Origin of the sequence: Methylobacterium sp. 190mf, from assembly GCF_900107945.1 — a bacterium.
GTDB lineage: Bacteria > Pseudomonadota > Alphaproteobacteria > Rhizobiales > Beijerinckiaceae > Methylobacterium.
This window is the reverse complement of sequence record NZ_FNVI01000011.1, coordinates 183756-203286: the sequence shown is the minus strand read 5'-3', so window position 1 is coordinate 203286 and position 19531 is coordinate 183756. Positions and strand designations below refer to the sequence as shown.

General features: G+C 73.5%; 18 protein-coding genes. 9 read left to right on the top strand and 9 right to left on the bottom strand.

Annotated elements, in window-relative coordinates; translation table 11 throughout:
- Positions 1-61: 61 nt before the first annotated feature.
- Positions 62-985: a peptidylprolyl isomerase gene (locus C4T42_RS15445; protein WP_042673808.1), complete on the top strand. Its 924-nt coding sequence runs from the start codon at positions 62-64 to the stop codon at positions 983-985.
- A 46-nt stretch (positions 986-1031) separates the two neighbouring features.
- Here the strand turns inward: C4T42_RS15445 and C4T42_RS31965 are convergent, their stop codons facing one another.
- Together C4T42_RS31965 and hemH are read right to left on the bottom strand one after the other, a co-directional pair.
- A complete protein-coding gene (locus tag C4T42_RS31965; RefSeq protein ID WP_020093373.1) occupies positions 1032-1190 on the bottom strand; it encodes a hypothetical protein in 159 nt (52 codons plus the stop codon).
- Between the two features lie 93 nt (positions 1191-1283).
- Complete coding sequence (gene hemH, locus C4T42_RS15440) at positions 1284-2366, bottom strand: ferrochelatase (protein ID WP_042673806.1); 1083 nt, start codon at positions 2364-2366, stop codon at positions 1284-1286.
- 292 nt (positions 2367-2658) lie between these two features.
- Between hemH and C4T42_RS15435 the strand changes: the two genes are divergently transcribed.
- Positions 2659-3348, top strand: a complete 690-nt coding sequence (locus tag C4T42_RS15435; RefSeq protein WP_042673803.1) for a uracil-DNA glycosylase — start codon at positions 2659-2661, stop codon at positions 3346-3348.
- Between the two features lie 25 nt (positions 3349-3373).
- Here C4T42_RS15435 and C4T42_RS15430 read toward each other — a convergent pair whose 3' ends face one another.
- Positions 3374-3787 (bottom strand): hypothetical protein, encoded by a 414-nt coding sequence (locus C4T42_RS15430; protein WP_020093376.1) that lies wholly within the window; start codon positions 3785-3787, stop codon positions 3374-3376.
- A 285-nt stretch (positions 3788-4072) separates the two neighbouring features.
- Here C4T42_RS15430 and C4T42_RS15425 point away from each other — a divergent pair, with 285 nt between their 5' ends.
- The 4 genes from C4T42_RS15425 to C4T42_RS15410 all read left to right on the top strand — a co-directional run bounded on the left by C4T42_RS15425 (position 4073) and on the right by C4T42_RS15410 (position 7444).
- Positions 4073-4543 carry an AMP-dependent synthetase gene (locus tag C4T42_RS15425; protein ID WP_042673801.1) on the top strand — a complete coding sequence of 157 codons (471 nt, stop codon included), beginning with the start codon at positions 4073-4075 and terminating at the stop codon, positions 4541-4543.
- Between the two features lie 125 nt (positions 4544-4668).
- Positions 4669-5481, top strand: a complete 813-nt coding sequence (locus C4T42_RS15420; RefSeq protein WP_103985363.1) for an enoyl-CoA hydratase — start codon at positions 4669-4671, stop codon at positions 5479-5481.
- 140 nt (positions 5482-5621) lie between these two features.
- The gene (locus C4T42_RS15415) at positions 5622-5942 is read left to right on the top strand and encodes a hypothetical protein (protein WP_020093379.1); all 321 of its coding nucleotides are present in this window, start codon (positions 5622-5624) and stop codon (positions 5940-5942) included.
- A gap of 65 nt (positions 5943-6007) precedes the next feature.
- Complete coding sequence (locus C4T42_RS15410; protein ID WP_103985362.1) at positions 6008-7444, top strand: phospholipase D-like domain-containing protein; 1437 nt, start codon at positions 6008-6010, stop codon at positions 7442-7444.
- Here the strand turns inward: C4T42_RS15410 and C4T42_RS15405 are convergent.
- Positions 7362-8147, bottom strand: coding sequence for an endonuclease/exonuclease/phosphatase family protein (locus tag C4T42_RS15405; RefSeq protein WP_170862974.1), 786 nt, complete (start codon positions 8145-8147; stop codon positions 7362-7364). The two genes, C4T42_RS15410 and C4T42_RS15405, sit on opposite strands and share 83 nt — an antisense overlap.
- Before the next feature lie 263 nt (positions 8148-8410).
- Between C4T42_RS15405 and C4T42_RS15400 the strand changes: the two genes are divergently transcribed.
- Together C4T42_RS15400 and C4T42_RS15395 are read left to right on the top strand one after the other, a co-directional pair.
- Positions 8411-9649 (top strand): DNA repair exonuclease, encoded by a 1239-nt coding sequence (locus tag C4T42_RS15400; RefSeq protein WP_042673791.1) that lies wholly within the window; start codon positions 8411-8413, stop codon positions 9647-9649.
- Positions 9650-9671: 22 nt separating this feature from the next.
- Positions 9672-13148: a YhaN family protein gene (locus C4T42_RS15395; RefSeq protein ID WP_103985361.1), complete on the top strand. Its 3477-nt coding sequence runs from the start codon at positions 9672-9674 to the stop codon at positions 13146-13148.
- 47 nt (positions 13149-13195) lie between these two features.
- On the opposite strand, the gene C4T42_RS15390 is transcribed toward C4T42_RS15395, so the two are convergent.
- The 5 genes from C4T42_RS15390 to C4T42_RS15370 form a co-directional block, all read right to left on the bottom strand.
- Positions 13196-14695, bottom strand: a complete 1500-nt coding sequence (locus C4T42_RS15390) for a carboxypeptidase M32 (RefSeq protein ID WP_020093384.1) — start codon at positions 14693-14695, stop codon at positions 13196-13198.
- Positions 14696-14739: 44 nt separating this feature from the next.
- Positions 14740-16542, bottom strand: a complete 1803-nt coding sequence (locus C4T42_RS15385; protein WP_056525268.1) for an ATP-binding cassette domain-containing protein — start codon at positions 16540-16542, stop codon at positions 14740-14742.
- Between the two features lie 66 nt (positions 16543-16608).
- Positions 16609-16845 carry a hypothetical protein gene (locus tag C4T42_RS15380; RefSeq protein ID WP_026604965.1) on the bottom strand — a complete coding sequence of 79 codons (237 nt, stop codon included), beginning with the start codon at positions 16843-16845 and terminating at the stop codon, positions 16609-16611.
- Positions 16846-16925: 80 nt separating this feature from the next.
- Complete coding sequence (locus C4T42_RS15375) at positions 16926-17240, bottom strand: polyhydroxyalkanoic acid system family protein (RefSeq protein WP_020093387.1); 315 nt, start codon at positions 17238-17240, stop codon at positions 16926-16928.
- Between the two features lie 124 nt (positions 17241-17364).
- Complete coding sequence (locus C4T42_RS15370) at positions 17365-17715, bottom strand: septal ring lytic transglycosylase RlpA family protein (RefSeq protein ID WP_020093388.1); 351 nt, start codon at positions 17713-17715, stop codon at positions 17365-17367.
- Between the two features lie 586 nt (positions 17716-18301).
- Here C4T42_RS15370 and C4T42_RS15365 point away from each other — a divergent pair.
- A complete protein-coding gene (locus tag C4T42_RS15365) occupies positions 18302-19492 on the top strand; it encodes a site-specific DNA-methyltransferase (protein ID WP_280177390.1) in 1191 nt (396 codons plus the stop codon).
- Positions 19493-19531 lie beyond the last annotated feature (39 nt).

Here is a 19531-nt window from a genome sequence, read left to right as displayed (position 1 = left end):
GCGGCGCGACGCCCGGCCGATCCGGCGCGGCGCCGAGACGTGAGCCGAGGACTTCGCCCGTATGCCGAACACCGCCCTTCTCCGGCGCGTCAGCGCGCTCGCCGTCATGGTCGCGATGCCGGGACTGGCGCTGGCCCAGGCACCCCAGAAGGCCCCCACGCCGGCCGCCAACACGCCGGCCGCCGCCTCGCCCGCCGCGCCGGCCGCGGCGCCGAGCGCCGACGCGGTCGTGGCGAGCGTGAACGGCAAGCCGATCACGCAGGGCGACCTCGCCATCGCGGCCGACGACCCGGCCCTGTCACTGCCCGGCGTCGACGAGGCCCAGAAGAAGAGCCTGCTCGTCGACTACATGGTCGACCTCCGCGTCGGCGCGCAGGCCGCCGAGGCCGCCAAGGTCGGCGACACGCCCGAGTTCAAGCGCAAGCTCGCCTACTTCCGCGACAAGCTCCTGCTCGACGACTACCTGGAGCAGGAGGCCAAGCGCGCGGTCACGCCCGAGGCGGAGCACGCGATCTTCGATCAGACCGTCAAGCTGATGAAGCCCGAGGAAGAGGTGCACGCGCGCCACATCCTGGTCGACAACGAGGCCGAGGCGAAGAAGATCGCCGCGCGCATCAAGGGCGGCGAGGACTTCGCCAAGGTCGCCGCCGAGGCGTCCAAGGACCCGGGCTCGAAGGCCGAGGGCGGCGATCTCGGCTGGTTCACCAAGGAGCGGATGGTGCCCGACTTCGCCAACGCCGCCTTCGCGATGAAGCCCGGCCAGGTCTCCGACCCGATCAAGACCCAGTTCGGCTGGCACGTGATCAAGGTCGAGGAGAAGCGGACCAAGCCGCAGCCGACCTTCGACGAGCTCAAGGAGCAGATCGACCAGCACCTGATCCGCAAGGCGCAGCAGGACATGATCCTGAAGCTCCGCTCGGAGGCCAAGATCGACCGCGCCGACGCGCCGCCGGCGGCTCAGACCGCGCCCGAACCGAAGAAGTGACGGTTCAAGGCTGACAGGCGCGGCCCCGCGGGGCCGCGCCCCGTCGTCAGTACGGCCGATCCGGGACGAGGTAGCTGGATCGCGCCGGGGCCGGCTGGGGCGTGATGCCGAGGGCCGAGAGTTCGGCGCCGCGGCGCCCCTCGGCGATCCTGTCGAGCACCGCGATCAGCAGCCACGGACACGCGATGCCGATGAAGAACGCCATGTGATCCTCCCGCGCCGAACCGATGGGCCCGTTCGGCTTAGGAAAATAATAGGCGGGCCGGGCCGCGCCGCAAGCGGCATCCCGGCCGGGATCTCAGATCCAGCCCTGGAGCTCGCGGCGCACGACGTGCTCGATCACCCGCATGCCGAGGTCGCTGTCGTTCAGGCAGGGGATGTAGGCGAAGCGCTCGCCGCCGTTCTCCTCGAAATAGTGCCGGTTCTCACCGTCGAGTTCCTCGAGGGTTTCCAGGCAGTCCGCCGTGAAGCCCGGGGCGACGATCGCCATCCGCTTCACGCCCGACTTCGCGAGTTCCATCACCGTCTCGTCGGTGTAGGGCTTCAGCCACTCCTCGTTGCCGAAGCGCGACTGGAAGGTGACCCGCATCTTCTCCGGAGACAGGCCGAGCGCCTCGCGGATCAGGCGCCCGGTCTTGTGGCACTGACAATGGTACGGGTCGCCCTTGAGCAGGTAGCTCCGCGGCACGCCGTGGAACGAGGTGAGGATCACCTCCGGCTCGAAGTCGAGCTTGGCCAGGCCCTCGCGGATCGAATCGGCCATGGCGGCGATGTAGACCGGGTCGTCGTGATAGGGCGGCGAGACCCGCACCGTGGGCTGCCAGCGCATGTCCATCAGCGCCCGGAAGGCCTGATCGCAGGCCGTGGCCGAGGTCGCGGCGGCGTATTGCGGGTAGAGCGGCACCAGCAAGATCCGGTCGCAGCCCTGGTCGAGCAGCGCCTGGATCCGGCCGGCGACCTCGGGCTTGCCGTAGCGCATCGCCCAGTCGACGACCACCGACTCGCCCATGGCCGCCTGGAGGCGCTCGCTCTGGCCGCGGGTGATCGTCTTCAGCGGCCCCTCGTTGAGCGCGTTGTTCCAGACGCTGGCGTAGTCGCGGCCCTTCGGCCCGGGGCGCTTCGTCAGGATGATCAGGTTGAGGAGCGGCCACCAGATCAGCCGCGGCACCTCGATCACCCGGCGGTCCGACAGGAACTCCTTGAGATACCGGCGCATCGGCCAGTAGGACGTGCCCTCGGGCGTCCCGAGATTCATCAGGAGCACGCCGACGCGGCCCCAGGCCACTTTCGGGTGGTCGGCCGGAAGGGTGCTCGCCGCGGGCTGCAGCGGTGCGAGGGGCCGGCCATTCGCCAGCGCGGCGGGTTCGACGCGTTCGTTCATGGCAGCGTTCCGGCGCCGCGCGCCGAGATCCTTCCTCTGGCTTCCGATATCCGGCGGCCGGCGCGTACGCCCTGGTACGCCTCGGCTTGGCCGGCGCTTAAACCCCGTCGGGTGCGCTTCCATGTAGGGTGCGAAGCCGCCCGGCGAAGGGCGGACGCGACATGCCGCACCGCGACAGGCCGCGCGCTCGACCCCCGTCCCTAAACACGAGCGGCTCCCGGCCGCAACCGCCGCGCCGATGACGGTGCGCGTCCGCCTCCTATCTCGGCGTGGAAACCGATCGCGAGAGACCATGGCCGCCACACCCGTCGCCGACGCCCTCACGGCCTTCCGCGCCTCCGGTTCGCCCTGGCTGAGCCTGCCGTTCTTCGCCGGCGGGGAGGCCGACGCCGTGGCGGCGCGGGTCGATGCCCAAATCGCCGCGGGCGCCCGCGTCCTGCCGGCACCGGACCGGATCTTCCGCGCCCTGACCGAGACCCCGCTGCAGGACGTGCGGGCCGTGATCCTCGGGCAGGACCCCTACCCGACACCGGGCGACGCCAACGGCCTCGCCTTCTCATTCGTCGGCTCCGGTCGCCTGCCCGCCTCGCTGAAGGTGATCCTGGCGGAGGCGGGATCCGACCGCGCCGCCGGCGGCGACCTGACGCCCTGGGCGCGGCAGGGCGTGCTCCTGCTCAACAGCGCGCTCACCGTCGAGGCCGGCAAGGCCGGGGCGCACCTGCGCTACGGCTGGGCCGCGCTGACCGATCAGGCCGTGAGCGCCGTCTCGGCCCGCGCGGAGCCCGCCGTGTTCCTGCTCTGGGGCGCCCAGGCGCGGGCCAGGGCCGCGCTCATCGACGCGACCCGCCACGGCGTGTTCGAGAGCGGACACCCCTCGCCGCTCAACCGGGCGCGGGATTTCCCCGGCTCCGACCCGTTCGGCCGGGCCAACCGGTGGCTCGCCGCGCACGGGCGCCCGCCGATCGACTGGCGCCTCGGCTGAGGCCGGCGGCGATCCCGCGAATGGGCTATTGCGGCTTGGCGGGCTCGGCGGGCTTCGCCGGCGCGGCGGGGTCCTGGCCGGCGGGCAGGAGCACGTTCTTGGCCACCGTGCCCTCGGGCCCGTACTCGCCGGCCACCGCGAGGCAGGCCTGGTCGCGGTTCTGCGCCATCTGGTTCGACATCAGCGTGAACATGGTCTGCACCCGGTTGCCGAACGGTCCGCGCGGCTGGACGTCGCCGATCTGCACGTTCTGCTTCGCCAGCAGGGCCTCGAACTGGTCGCTGCCGATCCGGTAGCCGCAGACGTTCGAGGCCGCGAAGATGTAGGCGGCGAATTCCAGGGCCCGCGGCGACGGGGCGTTCCGGATCTGCGCCTGCGCCGGCAGGGCCGCGAGCGTGACGGCGGCGAGGAGTGTGATCCGGGTCGTAGTGGGGCGCATGCGCGGCGGTTCCTCGATCGGGGGCGGCCTCTCGCGGGCCGCCTCTGGCGGGCGGGACATAGGCCGGACCCGCGCGCGCGCCAATGCGACCGAAGATGCGACCCGAGATGTCGGCAATTCACCCGTCCCGGTTCACGGCCCGTTCGCCATAGGTCCAGTCGCCGGCCCGCGCGTCGACGAAAAGACGGTCGTTCTTCGACGGAACGCCCGGGTGAGAGAGAGTGTTAACCTGCTCGCGTCACGCCAGGACCTGCAGTGTGTCCAGATTCAGGCGGTCCGCATCGCATGTACGGCGTCCATCACCCGGCGGCCTCCATCCCACTCCCGGCTCGCGACGCCGACCGGCGCACCCGGCCGGGTGCGCAAGGAGCCGCCAGCGCGGAGCGGCGCGGCGCGCCGGCGGTGCCGGTCGCGGCGGTCTGTCCGCACCGCGTCTCGCGCTGGGCCTGGGGCGAGGGCCTGCGGGCCGGGCAGGCCGTGGCGCTCCTGGTGCAGGATCTCGGGCAGGTCGAGGCCATGCGCCTCGGCCTCACCCGTCTCGGGCTCCGCGTCGTTTGCCTCGACTGCGCCGGCCGCGACGCGGCGCTGGCGGAAAGCCTCGCGCAGTCGGGCGCCGTGCTGGTCGTCGTCGATACCGCGCTCGCCGACGCCTATGCCGGCGTGATGGGCCGGCTCACCGCCTATCCGGCGGTGTGGTGGAACGGTCCGGGCGCCGACTACGCGAGCCTCGACCTCGCCCTGGCCGAGCACGCCTGACAACCGCCGCATCGCGGATCGCGGATCGCGGGCCGCGGCACCGTCGCGGACCTGAACCCTGCGTGCTACCGTCCGGCGACGCGACCGGCTCCGTGCCAGGGAGGCCGGCGCCGGGAGACGCCGCCATGACCGCAGCCCTTGCCACGGCCCACGCCGCCAGCCCGGAGGCGCCGGTGCTGTTGCGCAGCGATGCCGACGGGGTCGCGACGCTGACGCTGAACCGGCCGCAGGCCCGCAACGCCCTGTCGATGGCCCTGATGGGCGCGCTCCAGGAGCAGCTCGACGCGATCCGCGCGGATCCGTCCGTGCGGGTGGTGATTCTGCAGGGGGCCGGCCCCGCCTTCTGCGCCGGGCACGATCTCAAGGAGATGCGCGCCGATCCGTCCCGCGAGGCGACCGAGGCGGTGTTCCGCACCTGCGCCCGGCTGATGCTGAGCCTCACGCGCCTTCCGCAGCCGGTGATCGCCCGCGTCCACGGGATCGCCACCGCCGCCGGGTGCCAACTCGTGGCCACCTGCGATCTCGCCGTGTGCGCCGAGACCGCCCGCTTCGCCACGCCGGGGGTGCAGATCGGCCTGTTCTGCTCGACCCCGATGGTCGCCCTGTCACGCGCCGTATCGCGCAAGGCCGCCCTGGAGATGCTGCTGGTCGGCGAGCCGATCGACGCCGGGGAGGCGCTGCGGATCGGGCTGGTCAACCGCGTCGTGCCGGAGGCGGAGCTCGACGCGGCGGTGGGCGCCCTGGCGGCCCGGATCGCCGGGAAGGCCCGGCGCGTCCTGGCGATCGGCAAGGAGGCGTTCGGCCGGCAGATCGAGATGGGCCTGGAGGACGCCTACGGTTACACCGCCGAGGTCATGACCCGGAACATGATGATGGCCGACGCGCAGGAGGGGATCGACGCCTTCCTGGACAAGCGTCCGCCCCGCTGGGAGCCGTGAGCCGGCGTCCCGGTCCGCGCACTGGCGCGATACGACGCAGGCCCTCCGGCGCGACGCGCATAGGTGATGGCGCCGCCCTGCCCTAGGATGAGGGGCCTGTCCGACCCTGCCGGGCTCGGCGCCGCCACGCGGAACGGCTGATGAGCACCCTCGACCTGCTCGGTCTGACGCTGTCCTTCTACGGCACGATGCCGCCGCCGCGGCCCCCGCGGCCGAACCGCAACGGCGCCACCTGGGCCGCCGCCGTGATCTTCGGCGGCGTCTGCCTCGCGACGATCGGGCCGATGATCACCATCTGGAGCTTCCACCGGCCCTATGCCGAGGCCAAGGCGCGCTGCATCGCCTCCGGCGGCCGGGTCCTGTACGGGGCCCTCGACGGCAGCGGACCCTATCGCTGCGAGCGGCCCGCGGCCGCCGCGGCCGCCGCGCCCATTGCGCATCCGGCCAAGCCGGCGGATTAATCCGCCCGCCGCATGCGCTTCAGGTCGATCCGGCGCCTCCCGACGCGAACCCGGATAGCCTCACCTTGGAAAACGCGATCACCCGCTGGGTCCAGTCGACCGCCCTGATGCGGTCGGATGTCGAGGCCCTGATCGGCTTCGCGCTGGCGATCGGCGTCACCCTGCACGCCCTGCTGCGCAAGCGCCGGGTCAGCGTGGCGGTGGGCTGGATCGGGCTCGCGTGGCTGTCGCCGATCTTCGGCACCGCCCTGTACCTGACCTTCGGCATCAACCGGGTCTCGCGCCGCGCGCGGCGGCTGCGGACCAAGCCGTCCGACGCGACGCAGCTGCCCGACACCGACGACGCCGTGGTGCCGGAGGCGCTCTGGCCCCTCGACCGGGCGATCCGGCGGATCACGAGCCTGCCGGCCTTCGCGGGCAACACCGTGCAGATGTTCCGCAACGGCGACGCCGGCTATCCGCAGATGCTGGCGGCGATCCGCGCGGCGCGGTCCAGCATCGGCCTGTCGAGCTACATCTTCCGGGACGACGCCACCGGCCGCGAATTCTGCGACGCCCTCGTGGAGGCGAAGGCCCGGGGCGTGCAGGTCCGCGTCATCATCGACGGGATCGGCGGCGGCTATTTCCGGGCTCCGGTCTACCACCGCCTGACGGCCGCCGGGGTGCCGGCCGCCCTGTTCATGCACTCCGCCCTCCCCTGGCGGATGCCGTTCCTCAATCTGCGCTCGCACAAGAAGCTGCTGATCGTCGACGGCCGGATCGCCTTCACGGGCGGCCTCAACATCTCGCACCCGAACCGCGTCGCCCTGAAGCCCGAGCACCCGATCCGGGACACGCATTTCCGCCTGACCGGCCCCGTGGTCGAGCAGCTCGCCGCCGCGTTCGCGGCCGACTGGGCCTTCGTGGACGGCGAGATCCTCGACGGCCCCCCGTGGTTCGTCGACCTCGAGCCCTGCGGACCGAGCGTCGCCCGGGCCGTGACCTCCGGCCCGGACGCGGACGTCGAGAAGATCGAGCAGGTCATTCTCCAGGCGCTCGCCTGCGCGCGCCGGTCGGTGCGCTTCGTAACGCCCTACTTCCTTCCCGACGAGCTGGTGACCGGCGCGCTGGCCCAGGCCGCGACCCGGGGCATCACCGTCGACGTGATCATCCCGCGGGTCAGCGACCATCCCTACATCGACTGGGCGACCCGGGCGCATCTCGACCCGCTGCTGCGGGCCGGCGTGAACGTCTGGCTCGACGAGCCGCCTTTCGACCATTCCAAGGCGATGGTGGTCGACGACATCTGGTGCTTCGTCGGCAGCGCCAACTGGGACATGCGCAGCTTCCGGCTCAATTTCGAGCTGAACGTCGAGATCATCGACGCCGACCTCGCCGCCGACCTCGACCGGTTCATACGCGGCAAGATGGAGGCGCGGCTCAGCCGGGAGGATCTCGCCGCGCGCGGCCTGCCGATCCGTCTGCGCGACGCAGGCGTGCGACTGCTGCTGCCATACCTTTGAACCGGGCGGGGGCGTGCGCCTCCGGCGCCGGGCCGAGATGGACGACGATCGGCCGGTGATCGGAGCGTCCCCGCGGCAGCACCGCGTGCGCGTGGCAGACGAGCCCGCGGGCGAGGCAGCGGTCGAGCCGCAGCGGCAGCACCTCGACCATCGCGTGGGTCGATTGCCGCGGTCCGACGTCGCGGAAGCCCGGGATCAGCGCCGGGCCGACGATATTGTAGTCGCCGAGCACGGCCGCCCGCGGCGGCAGCTCGCTGACGATGCGGCGCAGCTGGCGCCGGTTCAGCATCTGTCCGTGCGACAGGTGGACGTTGGCCACGCCGAACTCGCCGAGATCGAGGATCTGGCAGACCCGGTGCACGAGGGCGCCGGAGGGGAGCGCGATGACCCGGGGCGGCGCCGCCCAGGGCTTCGGGCTCCACATGGCGAGCCCGTGGATCCGGCCCGGCAGGGGCGCCCAGGCGTAGTGGCCGCCGATCCGGTCCAGCAGGAAGCCGATGGCGCGGGTCGCCTCCTGCATCAGCAGCAGGTCGGGCTTCTCCTGCGCCACGAGGGCGGCGACGTCGTCCACCGCCGCGCCGGTGCGCCGCAGCAGGTTCCAGCTCACGATCTTGAAGGGCTGGTGCGGCCGCTCGGCGGGGCGGATCGGCGTGACGGGCGACGGTGCGGGGGTGGAGCGGGCCGGGCGTGCAGCAGGATTCATCGGGCCGGTCTCGTACCTCAACGCGCGGCGCTCCCGCCACCGCCACGCTCTAACGCGCCCGGAGCCGGGACGTTCGACCGCTTTCGCGCCGGGCCCGGGCGCGCCGCGGTCGGCGCCTGCGCGGTCCGACCTGGGCGCCCCACAGCCCATCGCCGGGCGACGCTTGAGGCCGACCCGGTCGGCGGCCTAAGAGCCGGCATGGCGACGCCGGCCGCTCCGCGGATTGCCGCGCGCCGCCCTCCCACCGATCCCGTCCGGAGGCCATGACGGCGTTCAGCTTCATCCATGCCGCCGACCTGCATCTCGGCAGCCCGCTGTCGGGCCTCGCCGCGCGCGACGCGGAACTGGCCCGGCGCCTCGCCGCGGCGAGCCGGCAGGCCTTCGAGGATCTGGTGACCCAGGCGATCGAGCGGTCGGTCGCCTTCGTCGTTGTCGCGGGTGACGTCTACGACGGCGACTGGGCCGACACCACGATCGGCCTGTTCTTCGCCCGGCAGGTCGCGCGCCTAGACCGCGCCGGCATCCCGACGATCCTCGTGCGCGGCAACCACGACGCCGAGAGCGTCATCACGCGCTCGATCACGCTGCCGGCCTCAGTCCACGTCTTCCCGACCGCCCGCGCCGGCACCCTGCGCCTCGACGCGCTCCGCGTCGCGGTCCACGGCCGCAGCTTCCAGGGCCGGGCCGTGGAGGAGAACCTCGCGCTCACCTACCCGGCCGCCGTGCCGGGCTGGTTCAACCTCGGGGTCCTGCACACCTCCTGCACCGGCCACGCCGCCCACGAGACCTATGCCCCCTGCTCGGTCGCCGACCTCGCGGCCCGGGGCTACGAGTACTGGGCGCTGGGCCACATCCACGAGTACGCGGAGCTGTCCCGGGATCCCTGGATCGTGTTCCCCGGCAATCTCCAGGGCCGGAGCGTGCGCGAGTGCGGCGAGAAGGGCGCCGTCGTGGTCGACGTCGCCGACGGGCGGGTGACCGGCGTCAGCCGCCTGCCCCTCGACCGGGCGCGATTCGAGCAGATCACGGTCGACCTCGCGGCGGTGGCCGACGCGCGCGGCGCCGTCGAGGCCGTCGAGGCGGCGCTGAGGCCCCTGGCCGGGATCGCGGCGCGCCGGCTGCTCCTGGTCCGCGTCCACCTCGCCGGGACGACCCGGGCCCACGACGCCCTCGCGGCCGATCGCGAGTCCCTGACGGCCGAGATCCAGGCGGCCGCGCACCGGCTGCACGAGGACATCTGGCTGGAACGCCTGAAGATCGAGACCCGCCGCCCGCGCGCCGCGGCGGAGCCGACCGGCGCCGCCATCGACCCCGCGGCCCTGCTCGCCGACCTCGACCGCGACCCCGAGTTCCGCGCCCGGGCGAAGGCGGCGCTGGCCGAGATCGGCGGCCGGATGCCCGGGACGGCCGCCGCCGAGGCCGACCTCGACGCGGAATTCGACGCGCTCTGCGCCGAGGCCGAGGCCCTCGTCCTCGGGCGCCTCGGCGGCCGGCACTGCTGAGGCGCGCGCCCATGGACCCCCGATGCGCCTGATCCGCCTCGCCTTGGAGCGCTACGGCGCCTTCACGGACCGCACCGTCGCGTTCCGGCCCGACGCGCGCCTGCACGTCGTGCTGGGCGCCAACGAGGCCGGCAAGAGCACCGCGCTGGCGGCGGTCACCGACCTGCTGTTCGGCTTCGGGAAGACCACGCCCTACGCCTTCCTGCACGACATGCCGCAGCTGCGCCTCGGCGCGGAGATCGCCGCCGCCGACGGACGCCGGCTGTCCTTCCGCCGCCGGAAGGGCAACAGCCGTACCCTCATCGACGCCGCCGACGCGCCGCTCGCCGACGACGCGCTGGCCCCGTTCCTCGGCGGCCTGTCCCGGACGGTGTTCTGCCGGGCCTTCGGACTCGACGCGGCGAGCCTCCGGGCCGGGGGCCGCGAGATGGTCGACGTGGAGGGCGAGGTCGGCGCGAGCCTGTTCGCGGCGGGCTCGGGCCTGCGCGGCCTCACGGAGCTGCAGACGACGCTCGATGCGGAGGCCGACGCCATCTTCGCCCCGCGCCAGGCCAAGCACCGGACCTTCTACCAGGCGCTGGAGCGCCACGAGACGGCCCGGCGAGCGATCCGCGAGCGGGGCCTGCGCGCCGGCGACTGGCGCGCCCTGAACGACGAGATCGCCGCGGCGGCCGCGCAGCTCGAGGCGCTCCGGTCCGAGCAGAAGGCCGGCGCGGTCGCGCGCGCCCGGCTGGAGCGGTTCAAGCGCGTCCGCCCGATCATCGCCGAGATCGACGCGCTGGAGCGGCGCATCGCCGCCGAGACCGACCTCGTCGACGCGGATCCCGCCTGGATCGCCCGCCTGGGGGCGGCCCTGGACGCGTGCCGCGCCGCGGACGCCGAGGCGGAGCGGGCCGAGACCGCGCGCGACCGGGCCCGCGGCGAGGCCGAATCGGTGCCGGTCGAGCCGGGGCTGACCCATCGGGCGGACGAGATCCTGGCGGCGTTCAGCGGCACCCGGGAGTTCGAGAAGGGCGGCGCCGACCTACCCCGCATCGAGGGCGACGCCCACAAGGTCGGGCTGGATCTGGAGCGGCTGCGCGCCCGGATCGGCGTGCCCGACCTCGCCGCGCTCGAGGCCCGCCAGCCCCCGGACGCCGCGCGGGCGCGGACCGAGCGGCTGATCCGCGACGGCCGGACCCTGGCGGCCGCCGAGGAGCAGATCGCCCGCGACCTCGCCGCCGCCCGCGCCGAGCGGGAACGCCTCGCCCGCGAGGTGGAGGCGGCCGACGCGGCCCGGGATCCGACCCCGCTCCGGGAGGCGCTGAAGCCCCTCGCCCGACTGCACGAGTGGATCGCCGCCCGGGACACCCTCGACGGCGCGATCCGCCGGGAGGCGGCGCTGCTGCGCAACCAGGCCGAGCGGCTGTCGCCGCCGGTGCCCGACCTCGCCGCCCTCGTGCGGACGCCCCTGCCCGCCCCCGACACGGTCGCGCGCTACCGTCAGGGCCTCGAGGCGAAGACCCGCGAGCACGAACGGGCCGCCGACCGGTGCGACGCGGCCCGCCGGCAGGTCGCGGTCACCCGGGCACGGCTGCGCGAGCGCGAGGCCGGCCGGCCCGTCGCCACCCGGGAGCGGCTCGACGCCCTGCGGTCAACCCGCGACGCGGCGTTCGCGCCGCTGCGCGACGCCCTCGCGGCCGGCCGGGCGGCCGCCGTCGCCGAGGTTGCGGCCTTCGAGCGCGCGCTCCTCGAGGCCGACCGCGTCGCGGACGAGCGCGCCTCCGACGCCGCCCGGGTCGCCGCCCACGCGGCCGACCTGGAACGGCTCGCCGCCGAGGAGGCGGAGGCCGCGCGAGCCGACGACGTCCTCGCCGGTCTCGCCGCGGAGATCGCGGCGGGCGAGGCGGCGTGGCGCGAGGCGTGGCGGCCCGCCGGGCTCGTGCCCGGTCCTCCGGCCGAGATGGCGGCCTGGCTCGCCGAGGTGGAGAGCCTGATCGAGGCCGAGCAGCGCCTCGCCGCGCAGCGGATCGAGGCCGACCGGCTCCTGGCACGGATCGAGGCCGCGCGGGGGCCCCTGGCCGACCTGCGCAGCCGCGCCGGCCTCGACGCCGCGCCGGACCTCGAGATCGCCGCCGCGCTGGACGGTCTCGAAGTGCGGATCGCCGCCCTGGCGAGCCGCTGGGAGGCCAACCTGCAGACCGCCGGCCTGCTGCGCGCGGCCGGACTGTCCGTCGCGCGGCTGGAGGCGAGCCTCGCGGAGACCGCCGCCCGCCGGGCCGCCTGGCGGGCCGACTGGGAGGCGGCGCTGCTGCCCCTCGGCCTCGACGGCACGGCCGGTCCGGAGGAGGCCGAGGGCGCGCTGGAGGCGTGGCGCAGCGTGCCCGACCGGCTGGCGGAGCGGGCCGCCCTACAGCGCCGCTCGGCGGGGATCCGCCGGGACATGGAGGCGTTCCGAGCCAACGCCGCCGCCCTGGTCGAGGCCCTGGCGCCCGACCTCGCGGAGGTGTCGCCCGCCGGCGCGGTCCGATCGCTCCACGGCCGCCTCGTCGCCGCGCAGGCCCGCGAGGCGCGCCGCGCCGAGCTCGACCGCCGCCGCGACGAGGCCGAGGCCGCCCATCGCGGCGCCTGCGACTCGCGCGACGCGGCGCGGGCGACGCTCGCCCGGCAGGTGGCCGAGGTGATGCCGGACCTCGCTGCGGCACCGACGCCGGAGATCGACCGGCTGTTCGGCCGCCTCAGCGCGCGGGAGGCGCTGCGCGCCGAGCGCCTGCGGCTCCGCGGCACGCTCGCGGGCGCGGCCGACGGGCTTCCGGAGGCCGAGCTGCGCGCCGGCCTGGAGACCGTGTCGCCGGAGGCGATCGAGGCGGAGCTGGCGCGGCTGTCGCTCGAGGCCGACGAGCAGGCCGAGCGCGGGCAGGTCATCTTCGCGGACCGCGACCGGGCGGAGCGGCGGCGGGCGGAGCTCGAGGGCGGCACCGGCGCCGAGCTGGCCCTCGCGGAGCGCAAGGCCGCTGAGGCGGATCTCCAGGCGGCTTCCCGCTCCTGGGCCGTCTTGCGGCTCGCCGGGCTGATGCTCGGGCAGGCGGTCGCCCGCCACCGCGCGGGGCAGCAGGACCCGCTCGTCACCCGGGCGGGCGCGCTGTTCCAGGCTCTCACCGGCGGCGCGTTCTCCGGTCTGGCGCAGATCTACGACGAGGCCGACACGCCGAAGCTCGCCGGGCAGCGCGCCGGCGGCGGCACGGTCGCCATCGAGGGCATGAGCGAGGGCACCCGCGACCAGCTCTATCTCGCCCTGCGGCTGGCCTATCTGGAGGATTACGCCGGCCGCGCCGAGCCGGCCCCGTTCATCGGCGACGACCTGTTCTCGACCTTCGACGAGACCCGGACCGGCTACGGCCTCGATGCGCTGGCGGCGATCGGCGCCCGGGTCCAGCCGATCCTGTTCACGCACCACCGCCACGTCGCGGACATCGCTCGCGACCGGCTCGGCGACGCCGTCGACGTGGTGACGCTCTAGGCGTCGCCGGCGGAGGGGTCGTTCGTCCCCTCCCCGGCCACCGCGTCTCAGCCGCCCGCGCCCCCGAGGTAGCGCGCCTCCAGATGGGCCCGGAACGCCGCCGTGCCCAGCCTCGTCCCGGTGGCGCGGGTGAGGAGGTCGTCGGTGTCGAGCAGGCTCCCCACCGCGTGGACATGCGTGCGGAGCCAGTCCCGCAGGGGCCCGAAATCGCCCTGCGCGAGGCAGCCCGGCAGCGCCGGCTCGGCCGCGCGGGCCGCCCGGAACAGCTGCGCGGCCGCCAGGGCGCCGAGCGTGTAGGTCGGGAAATACCCGAAGGCCCCGCTCGGCCAGTGGATGTCCTGGAGGCAGCCGACCCGGTCGTCGGGCACCGTGAGCCCGAGGAGATCGCGCAGGCCGTCGTTGAATGCCCCCGGCAGGTCGCGCACCGCGAGGTCGCCCGCGATCATCGCGGTCTCCAGCCGGTAGCGCAGGAGGATGTGGGCCGGATAGGTCGCCTCGTCGGCATCCACGCGGATGAAGCCCGGCGCGACCCGGGTGTTGAGCGCGTGCAGGTTCTCCGGCGACCATTCCGGCCCGGACCGCCCGAACGCCGCCTGCAGGAGCGGCGCCAGGAAGCTGAAGAACTCCCGGCTCCGGCAGGCCTGCATCTCCACGATGAGCGACTGGCTCTCGTGCAGGCTCATCCCCCGCGCCGCGCCGACCGGCTGGTTGCGCCACGCCGCCGGCCGGCCCTGCTCGTAGAGGGCGTGCCCGGTCTCGTGGAGAACGCCCATCAGCGCCCGGCCGAAATCGGCCGCGTCGTAGCGCGTCGTGATCCGCACGTCGTCGGTGGCGCCGCCGCAGAACGGGTGCAGGCTGATGTCGAGCCGGCCGCGGGTGAAGTCGAAGCCGACCGCCTCCATCAGCTTCAGGCCGAGGTCCCGCTGCACCGCCACGTCGAACGGGCCGGCGAGCGGGAGCGGCGCCGGCCGGGACGCCTGGATCTCCCGGGCACGGGCGATCAGGGCCGGCAGCCAGCCGGTCAGGTCCGCGAAGAGCGGGTCGATCGTCGCCCGGCGCATGCCGGGATCGTAGCTGTCGAGGAGCGCGTCGTAGGGATCGAGGCCGAGGGCCGCGCCCTTCGCCTGGCCGATCTCCCGCTGGAGCCGCAGCACCTCGGCGAGGTGGGGTTCGAGGCGGGCGAAATCGGCGTCGCGCCGCGCCTCGCGCCAGACCATCTCCGAGCGGGACACGGCGCGGGAGCTGGCCTCGACGAGGTCGCGGGGGACCGCCGTGGCGTGGGCCTGTGCGCGGCGCATCTCCCGCAGGTTGGCGGCGGGCCAGGGCTCGAGGCCCCCGCCCTGCTCGGCCGCCGCGAGCTCCTCGGCGGCCTCGGGGGCGGTGAGCATCCCGTGGGCGAGCCCGCGCAGGATCGCGAGCTGGTCCCCGCGGGCCTCGGCGGCGCCGTCCGGCATCAGGGTCTGCGCGTCCCATCCGAGGATCCCGGCCGCGCCCTCCAGGGCGGCGAGCCGGGCGAAGCGCTGCTCGAGGGTCTGATAGGCGGTCATGCGGTCTCCGATGCGGTACGTCTCGCGGCGCGGTGCTGCGGCTCTCACCCCGCCTGAAGCATCTCCAGTTCCAGCCAGCGGTCCTCCGCCTGCGACAGCTCCGTCTCGGCCTGGGCCAGCATGGTCGAGGCCTTGTCGAACCGGGCCGGGTCGCGGGCGTAGAGCTCGGGATCGGCGAGGATCGTGCGCAGCTGGGCGATCGCCGCCTCCAGCTTCTCGATGCGGGCCGGCAGCGTCTTCAATTCGTGCTGGTCCTTGAAGCCGAGCTTGGGCTTGCCCGACGGCTGGGCGGCCGGCGCGGCGGCGCGCTCGCGCGACTCCTTCGCCTTCGGCGCGACGGTCCGCGCCTCGACGCCCTGGCCGCGCTGGACCAGCATGTCGCTGTAGCCGCCGGCATACTCGACCCAGCGGCCGGCGCCCTCCGAGACCAGCACGCTGCCGGCCACGCGGTCGAGGAAGTCGCGGTCGTGGCTCACCAGGATCAGCGTGCCCTGGTAGTCGCCCAGCATCTCCTGGAGCAGGTCGAGGGTCTCGAGGTCGAGGTCGTTGGTGGGCTCGTCGAGGACGAGGAGGTTGGCCGGCTGGGCCAGGGCGCGGGCGATCAGCAGCCGGTTGCGCTCGCCGCCGGACAGCACCGAGACCGGCGTGCGCGCCTGCTCGGGCGTGAACAGGAAGTCCTTGAGATAGCCGATCACGTGGCGGCTCTGGCCGTTCACCGTGACGCTGTCGCCGCGGCCGCCGGTCAGCACGTCGGTGACGGTCATCCCGGGCTCCAGCACGGCGCGGGCCTGATCGAGCACCACCGGCAGCAGGTTGGTGCCGAGCACCACCTGCCCGGCATCCGGCGCGAGCCGGCCCATCAGCAGGTTGATCAGGGTACTCTTGCCCGCGCCGTTCGCCCCGACGATGCCGAGCCGGTCGCCCCGCATCACCCGCAGGGACAGCCCGTCGACGATCCTGCGCTCGCCGTAGCTCTTCGCGATGTCGCGGGCCTCGACGACGAGGCTCCCGGAAGATTCGGCGTCCGAGGCCTGCATGCTGACGCTGCCCACCGGGCGACGCACCTCGCGGCGGTTCTGCCGGAGTTCGTGCAGGTTGCCGAGGCGGCGGACGTTGCGCTTGCGCCGCGCGGTGACGCCGTAGCGCAGCCAGTGCTCCTCGGCGGCGATCTTGCGGTCGAGCTTGTGCTGGTCCCGCTCCTCTTCCTCGAAGAAGGCGTCGCGCCACGCCTCGAAGCTGGAGAAGCCCTGGTCGATCCGGCGGGTCTCGCCGCGGTCGAGCCAGATCGTGGCCCGCGACAGGGCCGAGAGGAAGCGCCGGTCGTGGCTGATCAGCACGAGGGCCGCGCGGGTGCCCTTCAGCTCGGTCTCGAGCCACTCGATCGCCGGCAGGTCGAGATGGTTGGTGGGCTCGTCGAGGAGCAGCACGTCGGGCTCGGGGGCGAGCGCCTGCGCCAGCGCGGTGCGGCGCCCCTCGCCGCCGGAGAGCTTGCTCGGATCCTCCGCGCCGGTCAGGCCGAGGCTCTCCAGCAGGTAGCGGGCGCGGTGGGTCGATTCGCCCGGCGGCAGGCCGGCCTCGACGAAATCCAGGGTGGTGGCGAAGCCCGTGAAATCGGGCTCCTGCGCGAGGTAGCGGATCGTCGTGCCGGGCTGGACGAAGCGCCGGCCCCGGTCGGGCTCCGTGAGTCCCGCGGCGATCTTCATGAGCGTCGACTTCCCCGACCCGTTCCGGCCGACGAGGCAGGTGCGCTCGCCCGGCGCGATGGCGAGGCTCGCGCCCGTGATCAGCGGCGTGCCGCCGAAGGTGAGCGCGACGTCCTGGAGGGTGAGGAGCGGGGGAGCAGCCATGGGCCGGCTTATGGCAGCGCGGGGCGGCCTGTTCAAACAGTGCCGCCCCCGTCGGTCGGCGCCCGGTCAGGCGATCGGGTTGGCCGGTCCCGTCGGCGGGCTGATCTCGGGCACGCCCGGATCGTTGACGGGGATCTCGGGCGGCTGGATGCCCGGCGCCTCCGCCGGGGTGTTCCCGGGGATCTCCGGCCCGGGCGGCTGGGTCGGCGCCTGCGGCGGATCGTAGGGGCGGTCCGGCACCGGCGTCGGCTGCGGCGGCACCTCGGGGACCTGCCCCGGGTCGGCGAGCGTGAAATCGGGCACCGTCATCCTCCGCGAGACCGGTGGTGCACAGCGGCACCGGTCCGGCGGAAACAGAGTGCGGCGGATCCGGTTCCGGAGGGCTACTTCTTCGTCAGCAGGAGGTTGCCCTCCTTGCTCGCCACCTTCTGGATCTTCTCGGCGAACAGGGCGAGGAGGAACGGCAGCTTCACCTCGAGGCGCACGCTCTCCGCGCCCACGTCGATCGTGCCGGCGATCTTCTGCGCCACCGCGGACACGCCGAAATCGAGCCGGTCGCCCGTCCAGGCGAGCTGGTCCACCGTGATTCCGCTCTTGGCCAGGAGGGCCCGCGCCTGATCCGTGCCGTGCTCCAGGCGCCGCTTGGCCTCGTCGCGGCCGAGGTCGTGCGGGATGTCGACGATGAGGGGCTTGGGCATGGGCGGGTGATCCGAGCTGAACCCGGCAGCAGATGGTGCGTCCGGGTCCGGCAGACAACGCCCCGGAGGCCGCCCCGCCCGCGCGGGGCGGAGGCGCGCCGGGGCGCTCGATGCCCGTGAAGGGTCAGTGCACGACCTGCAGCGACACGTAGCTGACGCCGCCCATGCCGAGGGCGCGGGCGGAGCCGCGCGACAGGTCGATGATGCGGCCGCGCACGAACGGACCGCGGTCGTTGATGCGCACGACGATCGAGCGGCCGGTCCGCTTGTTCTCGACGCGGACCCGGGTGCCGAACGGCAGGCTGCGATGGGCGGCGGTCAGTCCGTTGGGGTTGAAACGCTCGCCGTTGGCGGTGCGATGGCCGCTCCCGTACCAGGAGGCCGCTCCGCTCTGGGCGGCGGCCGGGAGGCTGGTTCCGACGACGGTGGACAGCATTCCAAGCGAGACAACGAGCTTACCGAAACCGAACGACATTCTCGACGCATTCCCATTGTTTTTGTCGGGGCGGCGCCAGTCGTGCCCGAAACGGGCCGGAATATGGCAGGCTTTTTCTGCCTGTCGGGGTCACATTTTGGCCGATTTCGCGCTGGTCATCCCCATTACATGGCGGCTTATTTCAGTTTATTTCCGCTCTTGTTGCGGGTGATGCATTGGCGTGTGGTTCTGCGTATTCAGCAAGAACTGCTCGCCTCCGTCGGGGAGGATGCAAAATAGGACATCATTCTTAAGCCTTGCGCGGAGCGTGACCCTGCGTCCCGCTGAGGTGGAAGCGCGACCCGCCCGGCGCCCCTGGCACGACGATGATTGTCGTGCGCGGCTGTTTCCCAAGCACAGGCTGCCGCGGCCGCGCGTGACCCGCAGGGATAGAGTGTTGTCGCCCGATCCCGGCGGCGCGGCGCAGGCGGGTAACGGTTGCTTAATCTGTCGGAGGATTGTCCGGGCGCCCGGTCGGCAAAATCTGCAGCCCCAGAACGGGACGCGCCGGACGCGAAATCGACAACGTGACCTTTACCGTACCCGGCGCATGGTCTGCCGGTCAGTCGCGTAACCGGTGTTTGCCATGGCTTCCCCGCGTACCGTGGCTGCCGACGCCGTCGCCCGGAAACAGGTCTCGCGTGCCGGGCGGCCCGCGTCGGCGCCACGGATGGGTCTCGTACCCGCCCAGCGTTCTCTGCCCCTCGACCAGGTACTCGTCGGGGACTGCATCGCGGCCATGAACGCCTTGCCGGCGTCGAGCGTCGACTGCGTGTTCGCCGACCCGCCCTACAACCTTCAGCTCGGCGACGCCGGCCTCCTGCGCCCGGACCAGAGCCGCGTCGACGCGGTCGACGACGACTGGGACAAGTTCGCGACCTTCGAGGCCTACGACACCTTCACCCGGGACTGGCTCGCCGCCTGCCGCCGCGTGATGAAGCCGAACGCGACCCTCTGGGTGATCGGGTCGTACCACAACATCTTCCGGGTCGGGAGCGCGTTGCAGGATCTCGGTTACTGGATCCTCAACGACATCGTCTGGCGCAAGGCCAACCCGATGCCGAACTTCCGCGGCAAGCGCTTCACCAACGCCCACGAGACCCTGATCTGGGCCTCGCGTTCGGCGGAGTCGAAGGGCTACACCTTCCATTACGAGGCGCTCAAAGGAGGCAACGAGGACCTCCAGATGCGCTCCGACTGGTTCATCCCCCTCTGCACCGGCGAGGAGCGGCTGAAGGACGGGGAAGGCCGCAAGGTCCACCCGACCCAGAAGCCCGAGGCCCTGCTCGCCCGGACGCTGCTCGCGGCGACCAATCCCGGCGACGTGGTGCTCGACCCGTTCTTCGGCACCGGCACGACCGGCGCCGTCGCCAAGCGCCTCGGCCGCCGCTTCATCGGCATCGAGCGCGAGGCGACCTACGCCGAGGCGGCCCGGGAGCGGATCGCCGCCGTGGAGACCCTGTCGAGGGCCGCCCTCATGGTGGCGCCGACCAAGCGCGCCGAGCCGCGGGTCCCGTTCCTGTCGGTGATCGAGGCGGGCCACATCCGCCCCGGCGAGACCGTGACCGACGAGCGCCGCCGGTTCCGCGCCACGGTGCGCCCGGACGGCCAGCTCGACAACGGCCTCGTCATCGGCTCGATCCACAAGATCGGCGCGCTGGTGCAGGGCCTGCCGGCCTGCAACGGCTGGACGTTCTGGCACGTGGAGCGCGGCGGCAAGCCGGTGGTGATCGACAGCTACCGGGCCGGTCTCCGGCAGGCGATGGCCAACGGCTGAGCCAGCACACCGTCTTTGCGAGCGGAGCGAAGCAATCCA